We start from the raw sequence: 21,198 nt of genomic DNA, 5'->3' as shown, positions 1-21,198 counted from the left end.
ATTAATTTGGTGAGTGGCTAATTTACATACAACCCATTCTAGGGTGCTTGGATTTGTATCTGGGTGTTTCTGGTGTTGTGTGAATTGATAACCCTTTAGAAGAGAGATTTAACATGTCTGTAACCATGCGTCAAATGCTGGAAGCTGGAGTTCACTTCGGCCATCAAACTCGTTACTGGAACCCAAAAATGGCACCGTTCATTTTCGGTGACCGCAACAAAATTCATATCGTAAACCTTGAAAAAACATTACCAATGTTTGAAGATGCACTTAAACATGTGCGCACATTGGCTGCTAACAAGGGTCGTATTTTATTCGTAGGTACTAAACGCCAAGCTCGTGATATTGTTAAAGAAGAAGCGACACGTGCAGGTTGTGCTTACGTAAATCACCGTTGGTTAGGCGGTATGCTAACTAACTTTAAAACAGTTAAACAATCTATCAAACGCCTGCAAGATTTTGAAGTAATGTTGCAAGACGGTAGCTTGGAAAAATTCGGTAAAAAAGAAGCATTAGGCTACAAACGCGAAGTTGAAAAACTTGAGCGTTCTATCGGCGGCATTAAAGAAATGGGCGGCTTACCTGACGCTATTTTCATTATTGACGTTGGTCACGAAAGTGGTGCGATTACTGAAGCTGCTAAATTAGGCATTCCAGTGATTGGTGTTGTTGATACAAACAACTCACCTGACGGTGTTGCTTACGTAATTCCTGGTAACGATGACTCTAGCCGTGCAATTCGTTTGTACGCTCGCGGTATCGCTGATGCGGTATTGGAAGGTCGTAGCTCAGTAATTACTGAGATTGTTAAATCAGCTAGTGAAGAAGTAGCTGAGTCAGCTGCAGAATAATTAACTCTGCTTAAAAAAGGGGCTTAAGGCCCCTTTTTGATTTTGATAATTTAGATATAAAAATATAATTAAATCAAACTGTTAATTTGCATTTTTAATGCAATATGTGAATATTAAGGAGTTTAAAATGGCTGAAATTACCGCAGGTATGGTAAAAGAATTACGTGAGCGCACAGATGCGCCAATGATGGACTGTAAAAAAGCATTAACTGAAGCTGAAGGCGACATGACACGTGCAGAAGAAATCTTGCGCGTACGTTTTGGTAACAAAGCTAGCAAGGCTGCTGGCCGTGTTGCTGCTGAAGGTACTGTTGGTATTAGCATTAGCGCTGATGGTAAATCTGGCGCGATGGTTGAAGTTAACTCTGAAACAGACTTCTGTGCTAAAAATGAAGACTTCTTGAAATATGTAAATGAATTAGCTGGCGTGATTGCTGCTAGCTCTGCAACTGATATCGCTGAAGTTGGTGCACTGGCTATGGCTGCTTCAACTGCAGAAGAGACTCGCGCACAATTGGTAGGTAAAATTGGTGAGAACATCACGCCACGTCGCTTTGTACGCCCAGCAGTACAAGGTAAACTTACAAGCTACGTGCACGGTAGCCGTATTGGTGTTTTAGTAGACATCGTTGGTGGTGATGATACTTTAGCTAAAGATGTTGCGATGCATATTGCTGCAGCAAAACCAAAATCATTAGACGCTTCTGGCATTGATGCAAGCTTGATTGAAGCTGAGCGTCGTGTTGCTATCGAAAAAGCTAAAGAAGCTGGTAAGCCAGAAGCAATGTTGGAAAAAATTGCAGACGGTACTGTGCAAAAATTCCTGAAAGAAGTAACACTGTTAAGTCAAGTTTTTGTTAAAGATGACAAATTCACGATTGAGCAACTGCTTAAATCTAAAGGTGCAACAATTGCTTCATTCACAATGTACACAGTTGGTGAAGGCATTGAGAAAGCTGTTGTTGATTACGCAGCAGAGGTTGCAGCAGCAGCTAAAGTGTAATTAACGATAAAGGTTAATTGCCTTTAAAAAATAAAATGGATTAAGCAAGCTGCTTAGTCCATTTTTTTTAATAAAAAATAAGCATTCAATTTGCGTTTCCGTGGCTTATTTTTGTGCCTAAGTGCGTTATTTTATGCTTAAATAAGCAAACTTAAAATTTGAGGAGTCCTCGTGTCTGCACCAGCTTATAAGCGCATTTTACTTAAACTTTCTGGCGAGGCCTTAATGGGCGATGATGCTTATGGCATTAACCGCGCAACCATCACCAGAATTGTAAGTGAAGTCAAAGAAGTAGTTGATTTAGGCGTGCAAGTTGCAGTCGTCATTGGTGGTGGTAATATCTTTCGTGGCGTAGCGCCAGCTGCAGAAGGCATGGATAGAGCAACCGCCGATTACATGGGTATGTTAGCAACTGTCATGAACGCGATGGCATTACAAGATGCAATGAAAAATATAGGCCTCAATGCACGCGTGCAATCCGCATTGAGCATTGAGCAAGTAGCTGAGCCGTATATTCGTGGTAAAGCGATTCGCTATCTAGAAGAGGGGCGCGTCGTGATTTTTGGCGCAGGTACCGGCAACCCATTCTTCACTACAGATACAGCGGCGGCACTACGCGGTATGGAGATTAACGCTGAAATCGTAATTAAGGCAACGAAGGTTGATGGCGTCTACACCGACGATCCTAAAACTAATCCAGAAGCGATGCGCTACAAAACCATTAGCTTTGATGAAGCAATTTCCAAAAATCTAAAAGTGATGGATGCAACAGCATTGACTTTATGTCGTGATCAGAAATTACCTATTTCTGTATTTAGCATCTTCAAACAGGGTGCTTTGAAAAAAGTGGTAATGGGTGAAGACGAAGGTACAATGGTCTTACCATAATTGTTTGCCATATGCAGCTGCAGTAAGGCTTTGATGAATGTAGATGATACATTCTGGAGTTAGAGTAAAGTTAACAAATAAATCAGTTTGTAGCGTGAAAACTGAGTTGGAGAAATAAATGTTAGAAGATGTGAAAAAGAATGCCGATTTAAGAATGCAGAAGTCATTAGAGGCATTAAAGAATGACTTAGCTAAAGTTCGTACTGGACGTGCGCATGTTGGTTTATTGGACCACGTGATGGTTGAGTATTACGGCTCAATGGTTGCAGTTAACCAAGTTGCCAACGTTAACTTAGGTGATGCGCGTACTATTAATGTACAGCCATATGAAAAAAACATGATCGCTAAAGTAGAAAAGGCGATTCGTGACAGTGACTTAGGTTTAAATCCAGCAACTAACGGTGATTTAATTCGTGTACCAATGCCAATGCTGACTGAAGAGCGTCGTCGTGATCTAACAAAGATCGTACGTACAGAAGGTGAGGGCGCGAAAGTAGCCATACGTAACGTACGCCGTGATGCAAACGATGCACTTAAGAAGTTGGTGAAAGATAAAGCCATTTCTGAAGATGATGAGCGCCGTGCACAGGATGAAGTGCAAAAATCAACAGATAAAGCGGTTGCCGAAGTCGATAAGATGCTTCAGGTAAAAGAAGCAGATTTAATGGCTGTGTAATTATAAAAATGGTGAATGCGGTGACACATTTTAATTGCAATTTCTTTACGCATTTAGTCTTGGGGTATTAATTGGCTTTATTCTCAAGTGCTACGCAGCGTGTGCCTCCAGTTTCTGAGGTGCCTAAGCACGTCGCAGTCATTATGGATGGTAACGGACGTTGGGCAAGAAAGCGTTTTTTACCACGTATTGCGGGCCATAAGCGTGGTGTAGAAACCGTGCGGGACATCGTGAAGCAATGTATAGAGCTTAAAGTGGGATACCTCACTTTGTTTGCCTTTAGCAGTGAAAATTGGCGTCGCCCACCAGAAGAAGTTTCTTTTCTAATGTCTTTGTTTATGGAGGCGCTTAAACGTGAGGTGAGTAAGCTACACCAAAACAATATTAAGCTCATCATGATCGGAGACCGTAGCCGTTTTGATGCCAGTCTTATTGAAAAAATCGAAGCGTCAGAGCAGTTAACTGCAAACAATACAGGGCTGGTATTAACTATTGCAGCTAATTACGGTGGTCGCTGGGATATATTGCAAGCAGTGACTAAAATGCAAAAGGCCGAGCCTGAACTGGCTGGTGCTTACGATGAGACCCACCTAACGCCTTATCTTTCAATGAGCTATGCGCCTGAGCCGGACTTATTCATACGCACTGGCGGTGAAAAGCGTATTAGCAATTTCCTATTGTGGCAATTGGCTTACACCGAGCTCTACTTCACAGATACATTGTGGCCAGACTTTAATGAATCTGCATTTAACGCAGCAATTCAATCCTATCAGCAGCGTGAGCGTCGCTTTGGGCGCACTAGCGAGCAACTTTCAGAGTCTCCACGTTAAAGCTCGTTCAAACTCTAATTAATATAATGATATAAAAATGCTAAGAACCCGAGTAATTACCGCAATATTGTTGGTTACAGGCCTGTTATTGACTGTATTTTTAGCATCAAAACAGGTATGGGCGATAGTAACGCTTGGGATATCGCTACTTGCTGTCAATGAGTGGGCGCAGCTAATTAAGCTTAGCCGCCCACAGTCTATTGCCTACGTTGTCATTACGGCTATCATTAGTATTTGCTTGCTGTCACTAGAGCATACTGCACTTGCACCATATCAGGCCTATATTGAGCTAAGCTTACTGAGCCTTTCTGCATTGTTTTGGATTGCAATTGCACCTTTATGGCTAGGCCAGCGCAAAGCGTGCCAACAACGCTTCATGATGAGCATTTTAGGGATTTTACTTATTAGCGCTACATGGGTCGCGCTCGAGGGGTTGCATGAAATTAACCCATGGCTGTTAATTGGCGTAATAGCAACTGTAAGCTTGGCAGACAGTGCCGCATACTTTGCTGGAAAGCGCTTTGGCCGTCATAAACTAGCACCTAACATCAGCCCAGGTAAGACATGGGAAGGGGTATTAGGGGCGCTGGCTGCGGTAACTGTTTACGGTGGTTTACTTTGTTACTACCACCAATATAGCCTTTGGCTAGTCTTCGCCTTGTGGCTAGTGGTTTTATTTAGCATTATGGGCGATCTTGTTGAGTCATTAATGAAACGCCAAGCCGGATTAAAAGATAGTGGTCAGTTATTACCAGGTCATGGCGGTATTTTAGACAGGATTGATGGATTTATTCCAACGTTACCAATGATCTTACTTTCTATTTCTCTTTTACATTTCTCAGGGTTTAATCTGCATGGTTAGTGTGTCGTCAGTTGATAATGTGGGTTTAAACACACAAGGCAAGATACAGCAAGTAACGATACTAGGCGCAACTGGCACAATCGGAACACAAACTTTAGATGTGATTAGTCAACATCCTGATCGTTTTGGTGTATTTGCGTTAACAGCCAGCACCAGCGTGCAGGGTCTGTTTGATTTATGTGTTAAGTATAAACCTCTCTATGCTGTCATGTTGTCTCCAACCGCGGCTTCAGCCTTGGAGGCACAGCTTAAAAATGCCGGAATAGCAACAACAGTGCTGCAGGGTGAGGATGCACTCAGTCAGGTTGCATCGCATCCGGATGTTGATGTAGTTATGGCAGCAATTGTTGGCGCAGCTGGCCTGCACCCTGCGATGGCTGCGGCAAAAACCGGTAAACGTATTTTATTGGCCAATAAAGAAACATTGGTGATGGCAGGCAGCTTGTTTATGCAGGCCGTGATAGACGGTGGCGCAACCTTGCTGCCTATTGATAGCGAGCATAATGCGATTTTTCAAGTCATGCCATATCAGCGTACGCGCATATTAGCTGACATGGGCGTGAAGCGCATTTTGCTCACGGCATCAGGTGGCCCATTCCGTAACGCCACTATAGAACAGTTGCGTAACGTAACGCGTGCGCAAGCCTTAAACCACCCAAACTGGGTGATGGGCCCCAAAATCACCATCGACTCTGCCACTATGATGAATAAAGGGCTGGAGGTAATTGAGGCGCATTGGTTGTTCAATGCAACTTCATCACAAATCGAAGTGGTAGTACATCCGCAAAGCGTTATACATTCAATGGTTGAGTACAACGACGGTAGTGTATTAGCGCAGTTAGGTAACCCAGATATGCGCACGCCCATAGCTTATGGCTTAGGCTACCCAGATCGCTTGGTGAGTGGTGTTAGTAGTTTAGATTTGTTAAAAATAGGGCGTTTAGATTTTTGTGCGCCAGACCAGAACATGTTTCCTTGTTTGCGCCTTGCTTATGAAGCCTTGGATGCAGGTGGTACTGCACCTGCCATCCTCAATGCTGCAAATGAGGTTGCAGTTGAGGCATTTCTTGCTGACCAAATTAAATTTATGCAAATACCAGCGCTTATTGAGTCAGTACTAAGCACATCCGATATCGAAGCGGTGACCTCAATACCTCAACTGGTTGATGTGGATGCTGTGGCTAGACGCGTAGCAAGAGACTGGTTAACCGCATCGATAGACACTCATTAAGTACATGCCACATTTCAATCTACATAAACTTACCCCATGCTAACAACATTCGCTTTTATAATAACTATAGGCATAGTGGTCACCGTGCATGAATATGGTCATTTTCAGGTTGCCAGGTGGTGCGGTGTTAAGGTGTTGAAGTTTTCTATTGGCTTTGGTCAGCCGCTCTGGAGTAAAAAATTTGGTAAAGACCAAACTGAATATGTAATTGCAGCGATTCCACTAGGTGGCTACGTGAAAATGCTCGGGGAAGAGCCTCTCTCTGATGCACCGCAGGCTGCTGATCAAGACTTGTCACGCTCACTCAATAGGCAAAGCTTGGGTAAACGGATGGCTATCGTATTAGCGGGGCCATTCGCCAACTTGTTACTTGCCATTTTTCTGTACTGGGTTTTATTCATGGCTGGCGTTGTTGGACTGAAACCAGTCGTCGGTAAACTGGTGGAAAATAGCCCAGCAGCCCAACAAAATCTACAAGCTGGAGAAGTTATTCAAAGCATCAATCATCAAGGCGTAGTGAGTTGGCAAGATGCGCGTTGGCTTTTATTAAAAGAGTCACTCAAAAAGACTGCTATTGATGTACAGACCATTAACCCGCAACAAGAAGTCAAGACTTATCACCTTAATGTATCCAGCATTAACCTAGAAGATGAAAAACAAGACGTATTGGAAAAAATTGGGTTTGTAGTTGCAATGCCTGCTCTCCCAGCTGAGATCGGGGAGGTGATAAAGGGCAGCCCGGCAGAGCAAGGTGGATTGAAAACTAAAGATTTAGTACTAGAGCTCAACCAAGTAAAAGTAAGTGATTGGGATGCTTTTGTTAAGGAAATTAGAGCACACCCTGAAATGCCAATGACATTGCTGGCACAACGTAATGGTCAGACAATTAAACTCAATATCACGCCAGAGGCAGTGGTAGAAAAAGGTGAAAAAATAGGCCGCATCGGCGCTGGCTTTAATATGCCGCAAAACGAGTTAGATAAACTGTTCATTACTACGCATTATTCAGGTGCCGGTGCATTGTTAAAAGCTGTAGAGAAAACATGGGGCACCGCTACATTCAGTTTGAAGATGCTAGGTAACATGGTGTTGGGTAATGTGTCTTGGAAGGGTATGAGTGGCCCGGTGACTATTGCCAGTTATGCGGGGCAGAGTGCAAATATGGGGTTAAAAGCCTTTATCGGCTTCCTTGCGCTAATCAGTATTAGTATTGGCGTGCTCAATCTATTACCGATTCCCATATTAGATGGTGGGCATTTCATGTATTATATGGTTGAATTTTTTACAGGGCGCCCTGTATCTGAAGCCGTTATGAATATAGGGCAAAGAATAGGCGTGCTGATTCTCGCATTTATGATGGTTTTGGCGTTTTATAACGATATAAATAGATTGATAACAGGCTGATTGAATGGCAATTCAAAATTTGAAACACCCTAAATTAAAACTTAAATCTATGTTATTGCTTGTCTCTAGCTTATATGCTGGCTCAGTGATGGCACTTGAACCATTTCAAGTTAAAGATATTAGAGTAGAAGGCATTCAGAGAACAGAAGCTGGTACTGTGTTTAGTCACTTGCCTGTTAAAGTCGGTGAAATTATGGACGATGATCTCGCATCGCAAGCGATTAAGTCTCTATATAGCACTGGTTTTTTCAAGGATGTACGAATTGAAGCCGAAAATAATGTGCTAATTGTCACAGTGCAGGAGCGTGCCGCCATTGCACAAATCGAGTTCAGTGGTAACAAGTCATTTCCAACAGACAAAATGAAAGAAGGCTTAAAACAAGTTGGTATTGCGGAAAGTCAAATTTTTGATAAGTCACAATTGGACCGTGCAGAACAGGAAATTAAGCGCCAATACCTATCTCAAGGTAAATATGGTGCTACGGTAAAAACTGTAGTAACCCCACTAGAGCGCAATCGCGTAGCTGTGCGCTTTGATATCGAAGAAGGTGCTGTTTCTAAGATTCGCGATATTAATATCGTTGGTAACAAGGCATACACAATTGAAGATCTTCGTGCACAGTTTTTGCTGACCACACCTAACTGGATGAGCTGGTGGAATAAAGATGACCAGTATTCCAAGCAAAAATTAAATGCCGATTTAGAAACCTTGCGCTCGTTTTACATGAACCAGGGCTATCTTGAGTTTAATATTGACTCAACACAGGTTTCAATTACCCCAGATAAAAAAGACATCTACATCACCATCAATATTACTGAAGGCGAAAAATATACTATTTCAGAAGTGAAATTGGCTGGTGAAACATTAGTGCCTGAAGATGAACTGCGCCAATTGATTCAAGTGCAGGCTGGCGACACCTTTAGCCGTGAAAAAGTGACACAAACGAGCAAAGCGATTAGTGATAGGCTAAGTAACGATGGTTATGCATTCTCGAATGTGAACCCAGTGCCTGATATCAACAAAGAAAAACACACTGCTGCATTTACCTTTTTTGTGGATCCAGGCAAACGTGTATATGTAAGACGTATCAATGTGGTAGGTAATACACGTACCCGCGATGAAGTAATTCGCCGTGAGGTGCGTCAGCTAGAGTCTGCTTGGTATGCGTCTAATAAAATTAACCGCTCAAAAGAGCGAATTACACGTACTGACTTTTTCTCTGACGTTAATGTGGAAACTCCTGCAGTAGCAGGTACTGCTGATCAGGTTGATTTGAATATCAGCGTGACAGAAAAATCTACAGGTAGCGTACAGTTTGGTGCAGGTTTATCTAGTAACGAGGGCGTGGTTTTCGGTATTACCGTCAATCAAAACAATTTCCTTGGTACCGGTAATCGTGTCAGCGCACAGGTAAATACTGGTAAAGTTAATACCACTTACTCACTGTCTTACACTGATCCTTATTTCACACCTGATGGCGTAAGCCGCGGTATTGATGTGTATCGCCGTGATGTTAATACCAGTTCGCTAAATATTGGTACTTATAACACCTCATCATATGGTGGTGGTGTTAGGTTTGGCATCCCATTAAATGAGCGTGATGGCATTAACTTTGGCCTTGCTGCTGACTTCACCTCAGTGGATTTGACATCTCAAAGCCCGCAACAATATAAAGACTTCTGCGAAAAAGCGAGTGGTTGTACCAGCAACTCTATTGTAGCAAGCGCAGGCTGGACGCATGACTCTAGAGATAGCATCATGTTTACCACCAAAGGTGTGTTGCAAAGATTGTCTGGCGAGGTTTCTATACCTGTACTCGATTTAGAGTACTACAAAATTGACTATAAACATGCATGGTTTAAAGAGCTATTTACTGGCTACACCTTGATGTTAAACGGTGAGATTGGGTATGCTGACTCTTATGGCAATAAAAATTATCCATTCTTTAAAAACTTTTACATGGGTGGCGTAAACTCTGTAAGAGGCTATACCAATGGTTCATTGGGGCCACGTGGTATCGACTCTACAACCGGCAACGATTTTGCTTTAGGCGGTACAAAACGTATGTTGGGTAATGCTGAATTGTATATTCCAATTCCAGGCTTAAAAGACTCTAAACAATTCAGAATGAGTGCATTTGCGGATGCAGGTAATGTCTTTGGTGTTAACGACTCTTATGATTTTGGTGAGTTGCGCTATTCTACTGGTTTAGGTTTAAGCTGGGTATCACCGTTTGGACCATTGAAATTAGTGTTTGCTAAGCCATTAAATAGTAAATCTGGCGATAATACGCAGACAATTCAGTTCCAGCTTGGTCAACAGTTCTAGAGAGATTTATACATAATTGTATCGAATAAGGGCACTAGCCGCTTATTCGATTAGTTGTCTTATGGCATAATGATGCACACATGTGCAGTACAGCGTTAGGAGAAATTAATTGAGTCAGTTTTTAAAAAGTTTATTAGTTGCAAGTTTAATCACATTCGCTGCAAGTGCTCAATCAGCAGAATTAAAAGTTGGTTATGTACAAGTGGATAAAATCTTGCAGGATGCACCTCAAACAGCTGAGAGTGGTAAAAAATTAGAAAAAGAATTTAGCCCACGTTCACAAGAGCTTGAGCGCATGGCCAAGCAAATTAAAGATATTGAAACAGTACTAGATAAAGAAGGTTTAACGCTTTCTGAATCTGAACGCCGCACTAAAGAGCGTGATGCACAAAATATTAAAATTGAATTCCAACGTAAACAACGTGAGTTACGTGAAGATATCAATTTACGTAAAAATGAAGAGCTAGGGTCTTTACAGGATCGTATCAACAAAGCTGTTCAATCAGTATCTGAAGCAGAAGGTTATGATTTAGTAGTGTATAGCGGCGTTGCTTACGCAAGTAAAAAAATTGACATTACAGACAAAGTATTAAAATTGCTTGGTAAGAAATAAGCAGTTTGTTTGATAACGTTACTTTTTCGAGCTAAGTATGGGTCAGCAATATTCACTTAACGATATTGTTAGTGCGCTAGGTGGTCATGTTGTAGGTGATGGCGGTGTTTTAATCAGTAGAGTATCTTCTATTGCCAATGCTCAAGCAGGCTCCATTAGCTTCTTTAATGATAGCAAGTATCAAAAAGCACTGGCTGCAAGTAATGCTAGTGCTTTTATCATGAAAGAAGCGCACGCAAGCCTCACAACACAACCAAAGATTATCGTTGATAATCCTTACGCCTACTTTGCAAAGCTATCAGCCTTTCTAAACCCGTTAGCTGTCGTGCCAACTGGTGTTCATGAAACTGCCGTTATCCACGCGTCAGCTGATATTCCAGCATCTTGTAGCATTGGCCCACTAGTTGTTATTGGGGAAAATGTGTCATTAGGCGAGCATGTGGTTATTACTAGTGGTTGCGTGATTGAAAATGATGTAAAGATTGCCGCAAGAACGCGCTTGGAACCAAATGTCGTCATTAAGCACCATTGTGAAATTGGTGAGAATTGCCATATCTTTTCAGGTGTGATTATAGGCTCAGATGGTTTTGGCTATGCTGAAGAAGCCGGCAAGTGGCTTAAGATACCTCAAGTCGGTCGGGTGGTGATTCATGCCAATGTGGACATTGGTGCCAACACTACGGTTGATCGCGGTGCTATTGATGACACCATTATCGAGGAGGGTGTTAAGCTCGATAACTTAATTCAGATTGGCCACAACTGTGTAATTGGGGCGCATACCGTAATTGCAGGCTGTGTAGGTGTAGCAGGCAGCGCGCGGATTGGCAAACACTGTAAAATAGGCGGTGCAGCGATGATATTGGGGCACTTGGAAATAGCCGATCATGTCACAGTTTCACCAGGTAGTATGATTACGCGATCATTGATGACTGCGGACACCTATACCGCACTCATGCCTTTTCAAACACACAAGGCATGGCTAAACACAGCGGCAAAGATTCGTCATTTGGATGACTTTGCAGCAAAAATTAAACAGCTTGAAAATGAAATTGCTTTGTTAAAAGAAAAGTAATCTTCATATTCAAAGCTTAACGATAAAACTCTTTAAAAGAAGTAAACCGAGATTAATATGACTAATAATGCAACCACTACGACTAGTATGGATATTCATGAAATTTTAGAGCATTTGCCGCATCGTTATCCATTTGTATTGGTTGATCGCGTGCTGTCTTTAGAGCTGGGTAAGGAAATCACTGCAATTAAAAACGTGAGCGTTAATGAGCCGTACTTTCCAGGACACTTTCCATATCACCCAGTAATGCCTGGTGTTTTGATTGTTGAGGCGATGGCACAAGCCGCTGCCATATTGTCTTTCAAGACGATGGACACTAAACCTACGGATGATTCTGTTTATTACTTTGCTGGCATTGATAGTGCTCGCTTTAAAAAACCGGTATCTCCTGGAGATCAGATCGTATTAAATGTAAAAATTGACCGAATTCTAAAGGGTATTTGGAAATACTCTGGCGTCGCTACAGTTGATGGGACCATTGTCGCTGAAGCACAAATGATGTGCATACTAAAAGCCATTGAGAAATAAGATATTAATTAGCGCTACATCGCATACAAAGAATAAGTGAAGTCAAAATGCATACTGCAAAAATTCATCCAACCGCAATCATAGATGCTTCAGCAGAGCTAGACTCCAGCGTTGAAGTAGGCGCATATTCTGTGATAGGGCCGCATGTAAAGATTGATGCAGGCACACGTGTTGCTAGCCATGTTGCGATTAATGGGCCAACGACTATTGGTAAAAACAATCAGATTTTTCAGTACTCATCACTAGGTGAGGCACCGCAGGACAAAAAATACAAAGGCGAGCCGACTTTACTTGAGATTGGCGATAATAATACCATTCGCGAGTTCTGCACTTTTAATCGCGGCACCGTGCAAGATAAAGGCACCACTAAAATAGGTAACGATAACTGGATTATGGCATACGTGCATATTGCACATGACTGCCAAGTTGGTAACCATACCATTTTAGCTAACAATTCATCACTTGCTGGTCACGTCGATATGGATGACTATGCAATTTTAGGTGGATTCACGCTGGTGCATCAGTTCTGCAAAATTGGCTCACATGTGATTACTGCAGTAGGCTCTGTGGTGTTTAAAGACATTCCACCCTATGTGACGGCGGCCGGTTATGATGCCAAGCCACATGGCATTAACTCTGAAGGTTTAAAGCGCCGTGGTTTTTCACCTGAGAGTATCTTGCAAATCAAACGTGCCTATAAAGCACTCTATCGCAAAGGTTTAACTTTAGAAGAAGCTAAAGTTGAACTAGAAGCCATGTTATCAAAAACACCAGAAATCGGGCTGTTAACTGATTTTCTGAACGTATCTACTCGCGGCATCGTCCGTTAATCCCACATTATGGTTAGAATTGGCATTGTGGCTGGAGAAGCCTCAGGTGATTTACTTGGTAGTCACCTGATACAAGCACTTAAACAAAAACGTCCAGATATTGAATTTATCGGTATTGCTGGGCCTAAAATGATTAGCGAAGGCGCTAAATCACTTTACCCAATTGAGCGGCTTTCGGTACGTGGTTACCTTGAGGTAATTAAGCATTTATGGGGCTTACTAAAGCTACGTCGTGAACTACTTAATCATTATTTAAGCGATCCTCCAGACTTATTTATTGGCATCGATGCGCCTGATTTTAATTTTTGGCTAGAGCGAAAACTTAAAAATAAAGGGGTTAAAACGATTCACTATGTGAGCCCATCTATCTGGGCTTGGCGTAAGAATCGCATCAATAAGATTAAGAAAGCCGTCAACTTAGTGTTGGCACTGTTTCCTTTCGAGCCTGCTTTATTTAAAGAAAAGGGCGTGCCTGTCGCTTATGTCGGTCATCCATTAGCGGATATGCTACCAATTGAGCCTGACGTAGCTGGTGCACGCGAGATTTTAAAACTAGATGCCAGTGCATTGATTGTAGCCATGCTGCCGGGTAGCCGTCAAAGTGAAGTGCAACAGCATGCGAACCTGTTTGTGCAGACTGCAAAGCAAATTTACGCGCAGCAACCTAATGCCATATTTTTGGTGCCATTGATTACACGTGAAACACGACGTATTTTTGAGTTGGCTATTTTTAATGAGCCTGAAGCACTGCCGATTCAGTTGCTGTTTGGACATGCACATGATGCAATGGAGGCGTCTAATGTAGTCATCGTTGCCTCTGGTACCGCAACACTTGAGGCTGCATTACTCAAAAAGCCGATGGTGATTACTTATCGAATGTCTAACCTAAGCTGGCAACTACTCAAGCGCATGCGCTTACAGCCATATGTAGGTTTACCTAATATACTGGCAGAGAAGTTTGTCGTACCTGAGTTATTGCAAGATGACGCAACTGCTGAAAAAATTGCTCAAGCAGCGCTGGAATTGGTTAACGATAAAGAAAAACTTGCCACCATTAAAAGTGAATTTACTGACATTCATTATCAATTGAAACAAAATACGGCTGAAAAAGCAGCAATTGCTGTGCTCTCACATTTGAAATGAATCAATTTCAGTTAATTTGTGGCGTTGACGAGGCAGGGCGCGGCCCACTAGCTGGTGCTGTATATGCTGCCGCAGTGATACTTGATCCAGAAAAGCCAATTCAAGGCTTAGCTGACTCAAAAAAACTAAGTGAAAAAATGCGCGATGCGCTGGCGCTCGAAATTAAAGCGCACGCTTTAGCTTGGAGCATTGCATATAGTACGGTAGAGGAAATTGACGAAATCAATATCTTGCAAGCCAGTTTGTTGGCAATGAAGCGTGCTATTGAAGCAATAGAAGCGAGTGAATCTGTACAGGCTAGGTTAGCAGGTATGCAATCAATTCAGTTACTAGTGCAGGTGGATGGCAACCAACGCCCTAAAATCAGCTTACCGTGTGAGGCTATCGTTAAAGGTGATAGCAAAGTACAAGCGATTTCTGCAGCATCCATTTTGGCCAAAACCGCGCGTGATGCTGCATTGTATGAGTTAGATCAGCAATACCCTATGTATGGTTTTGCGCAGCACAAGGGCTATCCCACAGCCGCACATATAGCATTGTTACGCCAACATGGCGTGTCACCTGTACACAGGCGCAGCTATGCACCTGTGCGAGCGCTGATTGAAGCTAACTAAGCCAATAGCAAAAACACAGTCGGTTTTTTATGTAAATCTGGCAGGACTGCTGTTTTCCATTCTTTTACACGTTTTGTGATAATTAGCTCATCACTGCAGCTAATATTGCAGGCAATACATACTCTGGTTTCACCATTACAGGTGTTAAGTATATCTTCAAGCATATGCTGATTACGGTAAGGTGTTTCGATAAATATCTGTGTTTCTTGCAGTTTTGAGCGCTTTTCAATTTCCTTCAATTGAATAACGCGCGCGGCTTTATCGCTAGGTAAGTAACCTAAAAAAGTGAAACGCTGCCCATTCAAGCCGCTTGCCATTAAACTGAGCAGAATAGAGGAGGGACCGACAAGCGGAGTAACGCGAATCCCTTTTTGGTGAGCAAGTGCAGCTAGTTTTGCGCCAGGATCTGCGATACCCGGGCATCCAGCCTCACTCATTAAGCCAACGTCTTTACCTGCTATCAGTGAGCTTAATAATGCCGGTAGTTCTTTATCGCTTGTGTGCTCATTTAATGGTTTAAGCAAAAGCTCACGTATCGGTTTGCTATGCTTAATGGTACTTAAGAAATGACGCGCGGTTTTCTCATTCTCCACAATAAACTCATCTAATTGCTGCGCAATGCTCACCACTTCTGCTGGCAAAACCTTGGTGATATTGTCTTCACCTAAGGTGACCGGAATAAAGTAGAGGGTTCCTGTTTTTTGATTAATCATTAATATTTCACTTGTACTCGATAACTTAATGTAGCCTTACCTTCTGCAGGCACATCAATTTTCCACATTGCAGTATTGCTAGTGACTTTTTGACTAGGATGACTTTCTTTTGTTATTTTCCAATCGGCTGGAATCGGTTCTTGCACGCTAACAGTAACACGTTCTTTTTTTGCATTTTTGATAACAATCTCATATGCGCTCTCAAACATACTGGTGCCCTTGGTCGGGCGTGGTAATGTTTTGAAGTCAGATTGCTTTTTGTCTGCGGTTACATCAAATGCCTCGCCAAGCTTAAGCCGTACTGTTTCATTTTTAGGTGTATGGTCGATACGGTCTTCACCTACAAATTGAGCATTACCTAAGCTATCCTTTTTATAGACGCGCATCACCCCTTTAGGTAATGGCACCCCTAATTTTGCAGCTTCTTTGTTATCAAAATCTACAAATACACCAACTTTTAACTTTTGACCCAAATCGCCATAGCTTGCGTTGTAATAATAGTCAGCACCACGCAACACTAGCTCTTTACGTGCCGGCACCTGTGCCGCTGAGAGCAGGGCAACTTGCTTGGTTTGATTTTCCGCAATCGTGGTTGGGCGATCCAAGCTGTATAAATGGTACTCGAGCAACGACTCTTCAGCCATAGGTGCTGCAGCATCAGCCGCCATCTCCAGACTTTTTCTCATGCTCATCGCACGAGGGTGGTTCTCTTGTACGCGGTTAACATCACCGGCCACTAATTGCAATTTCGCATTTTGATAACTGGTGCCACTGGTGTTGGTCAAAGTAACCCAGCCAGACAAATCGAGGCTGTCTTCTTTAGCACTTAGCTCTGCAACGTAATCAGCTTTCCAGTCTAAACCGCCAGTTAAATAGCTTAGCTCAACAGATTGCTCGCCAGCTGTTTTATTATTTAGCTTGGTAATCAGGGTAGGACGATCACGTAAATTGACAGGTACATTGTCATACACAATGCGGCCCGGCATGCCGGTTTCAATACGATTGCCGATTTTCATCACGACGCCGTTGTTTGCTGATAATACAGAAGCTTGCTCGCTGTTTTCTACACCTGTAGCAGGGTTCGTGCTAATGACTCGTACTATTTTCCCTACATACTTTTCTAGTAGTTTTTGTGGTGTAAGTAAGTCAAAATCAAAATTCTGCTCTAACGTATCTAAGCTGCCCTTATGGCTAATACTGCGCAATAAGGCGGTTTCCGGCCTGATTTGTGCACTTACGTCACGTAGTGCCAGATTGTTTAAGCCGCTGTTTAATTTAACTTTGCGTTGATCTTTAACTAACGCCAGATTGCCATTGTAGATAGTGACTGCAACAGACTGCTGATCATTTAAGCTACTGGTGACCTCATCTGCATCAGTAGCCATAACATTGCTTGATAAAACGGAAAGTACGCAAAGTACGATCAATTTATATTGATTGGGCATTACAAACTCCTTCTTGGTGAGAGTGGGTAAATGTGGCAATAATTAATAGCATTTAGTTCATTTATATCACGGACACTTGTTCATGATTCAGCATGTTAATCAAAGCAATCAGTGGTAAGCCAATCAGTGCGTTAGGGTCTTCACCAGTCATTCTTTCGATAATTGCAATGCCTAATCCTTCTGATTTAGCGCTGCCTGCACAATGATAAGGCTGCTCTTTTAGCAAATAACTTTCAATTTGTGCATCCGTTAGATTTCTAAACTGCACAACATAAGGTACAACCGCCGCTTGCATATGCTTGGTTTTTGCGTTGTATAAGCATAATGCACTATGAAAAATAACTTCTCTACCTCGCATCATACGCAGCTGTTTAGTCGCATTGTCGTGATTTAACGGTTTACCTAGTTGTATGTTATCTAGCGTAGCGACCTGGTCGCACCCGATGACTAGCGCATCAGTATGCGTAGTACCAATTTTGATGGCTTTATCTTGAGCTAATCTTAAAGCTGTTTCTTGAGGTAACTCATTATCTAGCGGCGTTTCATCTACGTCTGGAGAAATGCAGCTAAAAGGAATCTGTAAACGTGTTAGTAGCTCGCGTCGGTAAATTGAGGATGAAGCAAGGATTAAGTTATTGTGCATGATTATTGTAGTAATAAAAAAGCCGACAGTACGTATCCGTCGGCTTAGTCTGTTAATTAAACATCTCTTATTCAGGTTGAATTTCAAGTAGAGATTCGTCTGGAGTCACGGTATCACCTTTAGCTGCGTGGATAGCAACTACAACACCTGTGGTTGAAGCTTGGATTTCATTTTCCATTTTCATCGCTTCAATCACCAATACGCCATCACCAGCCTTTACTTTATCGCCAACATTTACCTTAATGGCAACGATAGTACCTGGCATAGAGGTCGTTACATGACCTGGGTGAGACGGACGAGGGCGACCGCTACTTGTGTTGCTAGCTACTTTTCTTTTGCCGCCGCTACTTGCATTGCCCCCATTAGAAATCTCGATTTCACTTAAGGTTTCAACGATTACTTCTTCAGCAATGCCATCAATCGACACAAAGTAAGGGCGTTGCTCTTCACCTGCGTGGCCACTGCCAGTCACATTTATATGGAATGTTTCGCCATGCAGGGTCACTTTAAATTCATTTGGCGCAAATCTTGGGCCGCTAGATTTAATTGCGTTTTTATCCAGCAACACTTCAGGCACTAATGAACCAGCATTACGCTCTTGCAAATAAGTCTGACCAATATCCGGGAACATTGCATAAGTCAGCACATCTTCTTCAGACTTAGCAAAGCGTTCAGCTTCACTGCTTAATCTTGCCATTTCTGGTTTGAGTAAATCAGCAGGTCTGCAGCTAACCACTTCAGCATCACCAACCGCTTGTTGCTTGATTGTCTCGTTAACTGTAGCAGGTGCTTTACCGTATTGACCTAAGAAGTAGTTTTTAACTTCGTTAGTGATTGATTTATAACGTGCGCCAGTCATTACGTTAAGCACAGCTTGTGTACCTACGATTTGCGATGTTGGTGTCACTAAAGGAGGGTAGCCCAGATCTTCACGTACTCTAGGAATCTCTTGCAACACTTCATCCATGCGATTAAGTGCACCTTGCTCTTTTAACTGGTTAGACAAGTTTGAGATCATGCCGCCAGGAATCTGGTTAACAAGAACTCTGGTATCAACGCCCGTAAATTCACTCTCAAACTGCCAGTATTTCTTACGCACATCTCTAAAGTAAGCAGTGATTTCTTGTAATGCAGCTAAATCTAAACCTGTGTCGTATTCAGTACCTTGTAATGCAGCCACTAAACTTTCAGTAGATGAATGGCTCGCACCTTCACCAAAAGATGAGTTACAGGTATCAATAATGCTCGCACCAGCCTCAATGCCTTTAAGTAAGCTCATTGCAGACAAGCCTGAAGTCGCATGGCTATGCAATTGAATTGGCAAGTTCACCGCGCTACGCAATGCCTTAACCAATTCACCAGTACCTTGAGGTGTGAGTAAACCTGCCATATCTTTAATTGCGATCGTGTCGCAACCCATGGCTTCCAATTCTTTTGCCAACTGCACGAAGTAGTTAACATCATGTACCGGGCTTGTAGTGTAAGCAATCGCGCCTTCAGCATGTTTGCCTAGCTTTTTAACAGCTTCAACGGAAGTTTGAATGTTACGCAAATCGTTCATTGCGTCAAAAATACGGAAAACGTCTACACCGTTATCGGCTGACTTTTGTACGAAAGCACGTACCACATCATCAGAATAGTGGCGGTAACCTAACAAGTTTTGACCGCGCAGCAACATTTTAATGCGGCTATTAGGTAACGCTTTACGCAACTTAGCTAAACGTCCCCATGGGTCTTCTTTAAGAAAACGTACACATGCATCGAATGTTGCACCGCCCCAAGCTTCAAGCGACCAAAAGCCAATAGCATCAAGCTTTGCACAAATTGGTAGCATATCATCAGTGCGCATGCGGGTTGCTATAAGCGATTGGTGACCATCGCGTAAAACTAGTTCAGTAACAGATACTTTTGCCATATTTTTAATCTATCAATCTAAGGTTAAAATTAATTTTAAATACTTGAAAATCTTGTTAAATACCTTCGTGCGCCGCAATTACCGCTGAAATCGCTGCTGCGATTAGCTCTGGCGGAATTTCATTAGCGTAGTTTGCTAACTCCGGATGCATTTCTACAAAACTGGTATTAAACTCAGCATCCCTAAATTCCTGGTGCTTAAGAATTTCTTGGTAATAAGGGATGGTCGTTTTCACACCGTAAATAATCATGTCGTCTAATGCTCGACGACCGCGTTCAATCACGCCTTCCCATGTCAGCGCCCAAACGGTTAGCTTGGCGCACATAGAGTCATAGTAGGGCGGGATTTCATAACCGCTAAATATAGCTGCATCCATACGCACACCTGGGCCACCAGGCGCGTAATAACGTGTAATTTTACCAAAACTTGGCAAGAATCCATTTTTAGGATCTTCCGCATTAATACGGAACTCCATTGCGTAACCTCTAAAGGACACGTCTTTTTGTTTGTACTGTAAAGGCAAGCCATAAGCTACGCGGATTTGTTCCTGCACAATATCAATACCTGTGATCGTTTCTGTCACAGTATGTTCCACTTGCAAGCGTGTATTCATTTCCATGAAGTAGAACGTATTGTCAGAATCCAGCAAGAACTCAACCGTGCCCGCGTTTTCATAGCCAACCGCTTTGGCAGCTTTTACTGCCAACCCACCAATATACTCGCGCTGCGCTTGTGAAAGCTGTGGTGATGGTGCAATTTCAATTAACTTTTGGTTACGGCGTTGTATTGAACAGTCACGCTCAAATAAGTGGATAGCATTACCTTGAGAGTCAGCCAACACTTGCACTTCAATATGACGCGGCGACACAACACATTTTTCAATAAACACTTCAGGTTTACCGAAAGCCTTGCTTGCCTCACTAATCACGCGATCATAGTTGCCTAGCAATTCTTTTTCATTATCACAGCGACGAATGCCGCGACCGCCACCACCATTAGTTGCCTTGAGCATAACAGGGTAGCCAATCTTGCTAGCAAGCGCTACGGCTTCTTCTAAGTTCTTTAAGTTACCGTTACTGCCTGGTGTACACGGAATGCCTGCTTTAGTCATTGCATTACGTGCTTGAATCTTGTCGCCCATTTGGCGAATGACATCAGCCTTAGGGCCGATAAACTTAACACCGCGACGTTCGCAAATCTCAGCTAATTCTGGATTTTCAGACAAAAAGCCATAGCCAGGATGCAGTGCATCACAACCAGCAGCCACTGCCAAATTAACAATGTTATGCGCATTTAAATAGCCGGCAACAGGGTCCGCACCGATATGATAAGCTTCATCTGCTTTTTTAACATGTAAAGCCTGACGGTCTGCATCTGTATAAATCGCCACAGATTTGATGCCCATCTCAGAGCATGCGCGCACAATACGTACTGCAATTTCACCGCGGTTAGCAACTAGAATTTTTTTGAACACGTAGGTAAGCCTTAATTTTATTAAATATCGTTACAAAAACAGCGCAATTGTAACATGGGAGCCTTGATTGCTGAATCCCCAGTGCGAATTTAAGCGCTAAATTTGGTATGAAAAGTGATTTTGGCCACCCAAAT

The 21,198-nt window shown here is 42.6% G+C and carries 20 protein-coding genes; 15 read left to right on the top strand and 5 right to left on the bottom strand.

The window, feature by feature from the left end:
* The first annotated feature begins 113 nt into the window (after nt 1–113).
* The 15 genes from rpsB to rnhB all read left to right on the top strand — a co-directional run bounded on the left by rpsB (nt 114) and on the right by rnhB (nt 14,874).
* Nucleotides 114–851: a 30S ribosomal protein S2 gene (rpsB, locus tag VGD82_RS04135; RefSeq protein ID WP_135277078.1), complete on the top strand. Its 738-nt coding sequence runs from the start codon at nt 114–116 to the stop codon at nt 849–851.
* Between the two features lie 127 nt (nt 852–978).
* Nucleotides 979–1,854 carry a translation elongation factor Ts gene (tsf, locus tag VGD82_RS04130; RefSeq protein WP_331019187.1) on the top strand — a complete coding sequence of 292 codons (876 nt, stop codon included), beginning with the start codon at nt 979–981 and terminating at the stop codon, nt 1,852–1,854.
* A gap of 171 nt (nt 1,855–2,025) precedes the next feature.
* Nucleotides 2,026–2,742 carry a UMP kinase gene (pyrH, locus tag VGD82_RS04125; protein WP_135277080.1) on the top strand — a complete coding sequence of 239 codons (717 nt, stop codon included), beginning with the start codon at nt 2,026–2,028 and terminating at the stop codon, nt 2,740–2,742.
* A gap of 118 nt (nt 2,743–2,860) precedes the next feature.
* Entirely contained in the window at nt 2,861–3,418 is a 558-nt protein-coding gene (frr, locus tag VGD82_RS04120) for a ribosome recycling factor (RefSeq protein WP_331019186.1), read from the top strand.
* Between the two features lie 71 nt (nt 3,419–3,489).
* The gene (locus tag VGD82_RS04115; protein ID WP_331019185.1) at nt 3,490–4,248 is read left to right on the top strand and encodes an isoprenyl transferase; all 759 of its coding nucleotides are present in this window, start codon (nt 3,490–3,492) and stop codon (nt 4,246–4,248) included.
* A 37-nt stretch (nt 4,249–4,285) separates the two neighbouring features.
* Nucleotides 4,286–5,110 (top strand): phosphatidate cytidylyltransferase, encoded by an 825-nt coding sequence (locus VGD82_RS04110; protein ID WP_331019184.1) that lies wholly within the window; start codon nt 4,286–4,288, stop codon nt 5,108–5,110.
* A complete protein-coding gene (gene ispC, locus VGD82_RS04105) occupies nt 5,103–6,341 on the top strand; it encodes a 1-deoxy-D-xylulose-5-phosphate reductoisomerase (RefSeq protein ID WP_331019183.1) in 1,239 nt (412 codons plus the stop codon). Before VGD82_RS04110 ends, ispC begins: the two co-directional genes overlap by 8 nt.
* A gap of 36 nt (nt 6,342–6,377) precedes the next feature.
* The gene (gene rseP, locus VGD82_RS04100; RefSeq protein WP_331019182.1) at nt 6,378–7,745 is read left to right on the top strand and encodes an RIP metalloprotease RseP; all 1,368 of its coding nucleotides are present in this window, start codon (nt 6,378–6,380) and stop codon (nt 7,743–7,745) included.
* 4 nt (nt 7,746–7,749) lie between these two features.
* A complete protein-coding gene (gene bamA / locus VGD82_RS04095) occupies nt 7,750–10,074 on the top strand; it encodes an outer membrane protein assembly factor BamA (RefSeq protein WP_331019181.1) in 2,325 nt (774 codons plus the stop codon).
* 109 nt (nt 10,075–10,183) lie between these two features.
* Entirely contained in the window at nt 10,184–10,687 is a 504-nt protein-coding gene (locus VGD82_RS04090) for an OmpH family outer membrane protein (RefSeq protein ID WP_331019180.1), read from the top strand.
* Between the two features lie 37 nt (nt 10,688–10,724).
* A complete protein-coding gene (lpxD, locus tag VGD82_RS04085; protein WP_331019179.1) occupies nt 10,725–11,759 on the top strand; it encodes a UDP-3-O-(3-hydroxymyristoyl)glucosamine N-acyltransferase in 1,035 nt (344 codons plus the stop codon).
* A 57-nt stretch (nt 11,760–11,816) separates the two neighbouring features.
* Nucleotides 11,817–12,287 carry a 3-hydroxyacyl-ACP dehydratase FabZ gene (gene fabZ / locus VGD82_RS04080; protein WP_331019178.1) on the top strand — a complete coding sequence of 157 codons (471 nt, stop codon included), beginning with the start codon at nt 11,817–11,819 and terminating at the stop codon, nt 12,285–12,287.
* A gap of 47 nt (nt 12,288–12,334) precedes the next feature.
* The gene (gene lpxA / locus VGD82_RS04075) at nt 12,335–13,117 is read left to right on the top strand and encodes an acyl-ACP--UDP-N-acetylglucosamine O-acyltransferase (protein WP_331019177.1); all 783 of its coding nucleotides are present in this window, start codon (nt 12,335–12,337) and stop codon (nt 13,115–13,117) included.
* Nucleotides 13,118–13,126: 9 nt separating this feature from the next.
* Nucleotides 13,127–14,260: a lipid-A-disaccharide synthase gene (lpxB, locus tag VGD82_RS04070; protein WP_331019176.1), complete on the top strand. Its 1,134-nt coding sequence runs from the start codon at nt 13,127–13,129 to the stop codon at nt 14,258–14,260.
* On the top strand, nt 14,257–14,874 hold the full coding sequence (rnhB, locus tag VGD82_RS04065; RefSeq protein WP_331019175.1) for a ribonuclease HII: 618 nt from the start codon (nt 14,257–14,259) through the stop codon (nt 14,872–14,874). The genes lpxB and rnhB overlap by 4 nt, the downstream gene beginning before the upstream one ends.
* On the opposite strand, the gene VGD82_RS04060 is transcribed toward rnhB, so the two are convergent.
* The 5 genes from VGD82_RS04060 to VGD82_RS04040 form a co-directional block, all read right to left on the bottom strand.
* Nucleotides 14,871–15,587, bottom strand: coding sequence for an SAM-dependent methyltransferase (locus tag VGD82_RS04060; protein ID WP_331019174.1), 717 nt, complete (start codon nt 15,585–15,587; stop codon nt 14,871–14,873). The two genes, rnhB and VGD82_RS04060, sit on opposite strands and share 4 nt — an antisense overlap.
* A complete protein-coding gene (locus VGD82_RS04055; RefSeq protein WP_331019173.1) occupies nt 15,587–17,032 on the bottom strand; it encodes a DUF4139 domain-containing protein in 1,446 nt (481 codons plus the stop codon). Before VGD82_RS04055 ends, VGD82_RS04060 begins: the two co-directional genes overlap by 1 nt.
* A gap of 61 nt (nt 17,033–17,093) precedes the next feature.
* Nucleotides 17,094–17,675 carry a Maf family nucleotide pyrophosphatase gene (locus VGD82_RS04050; RefSeq protein WP_331019172.1) on the bottom strand — a complete coding sequence of 194 codons (582 nt, stop codon included), beginning with the start codon at nt 17,673–17,675 and terminating at the stop codon, nt 17,094–17,096.
* A 67-nt stretch (nt 17,676–17,742) separates the two neighbouring features.
* Nucleotides 17,743–19,590, bottom strand: coding sequence for a sodium-extruding oxaloacetate decarboxylase subunit alpha (gene oadA, locus VGD82_RS04045; protein ID WP_331019171.1), 1,848 nt, complete (start codon nt 19,588–19,590; stop codon nt 17,743–17,745).
* Between the two features lie 55 nt (nt 19,591–19,645).
* Nucleotides 19,646–21,064: an acetyl-CoA carboxylase biotin carboxylase subunit gene (locus VGD82_RS04040; protein ID WP_331019170.1), complete on the bottom strand. Its 1,419-nt coding sequence runs from the start codon at nt 21,062–21,064 to the stop codon at nt 19,646–19,648.
* Nucleotides 21,065–21,198: the final 134 nt, after the last annotated feature.

Origin of the sequence: Methylotenera sp., assembly GCF_036401095.1 — a bacterium.
In the GTDB taxonomy this organism is placed as follows: Bacteria; Pseudomonadota; Gammaproteobacteria; order Burkholderiales; family Methylophilaceae; genus Methylotenera.
This window is presented reverse-complemented; position numbering and strand designations above follow the sequence as displayed.

Bases quoted from the DNA above. Each gene is read 5' to 3' on its own strand.
- rpsB (WP_135277078.1), top strand. From the start codon at position 114: ATGTCTGTAACCATGCGTCAAATGCTGGAAGCTGGAGTTCACTTCGGC.
- tsf (WP_331019187.1), top strand. From the start codon at position 979: ATGGCTGAAATTACCGCAGGTATGGTAAAAGAATTACGTGAGCGCACA.
- frr (WP_331019186.1), top strand. From the start codon at position 2,861: ATGTTAGAAGATGTGAAAAAGAATGCCGATTTAAGAATGCAGAAGTCA.
- VGD82_RS04110 (WP_331019184.1), top strand. From the start codon at position 4,286: ATGCTAAGAACCCGAGTAATTACCGCAATATTGTTGGTTACAGGCCTG.
- ispC (WP_331019183.1), top strand. From the start codon at position 5,103: ATGGTTAGTGTGTCGTCAGTTGATAATGTGGGTTTAAACACACAAGGC.
- rseP (WP_331019182.1), top strand. From the start codon at position 6,378: ATGCTAACAACATTCGCTTTTATAATAACTATAGGCATAGTGGTCACC.
- bamA (WP_331019181.1), top strand. From the start codon at position 7,750: ATGGCAATTCAAAATTTGAAACACCCTAAATTAAAACTTAAATCTATG.
- lpxD (WP_331019179.1), top strand. From the start codon at position 10,725: ATGGGTCAGCAATATTCACTTAACGATATTGTTAGTGCGCTAGGTGGT.
- fabZ (WP_331019178.1), top strand. From the start codon at position 11,817: ATGACTAATAATGCAACCACTACGACTAGTATGGATATTCATGAAATT.
- lpxA (WP_331019177.1), top strand. From the start codon at position 12,335: ATGCATACTGCAAAAATTCATCCAACCGCAATCATAGATGCTTCAGCA.
- lpxB (WP_331019176.1), top strand. From the start codon at position 13,127: ATGGTTAGAATTGGCATTGTGGCTGGAGAAGCCTCAGGTGATTTACTT.
- rnhB (WP_331019175.1), top strand. From the start codon at position 14,257: ATGAATCAATTTCAGTTAATTTGTGGCGTTGACGAGGCAGGGCGCGGC.
- VGD82_RS04060 (WP_331019174.1), bottom strand. From the start codon at position 15,587: ATGATTAATCAAAAAACAGGAACCCTCTACTTTATTCCGGTCACCTTA.
- VGD82_RS04055 (WP_331019173.1), bottom strand. From the start codon at position 17,032: ATGCCCAATCAATATAAATTGATCGTACTTTGCGTACTTTCCGTTTTA.
- VGD82_RS04050 (WP_331019172.1), bottom strand. From the start codon at position 17,675: ATGCACAATAACTTAATCCTTGCTTCATCCTCAATTTACCGACGCGAG.
- oadA (WP_331019171.1), bottom strand. From the start codon at position 19,590: ATGGCAAAAGTATCTGTTACTGAACTAGTTTTACGCGATGGTCACCAA.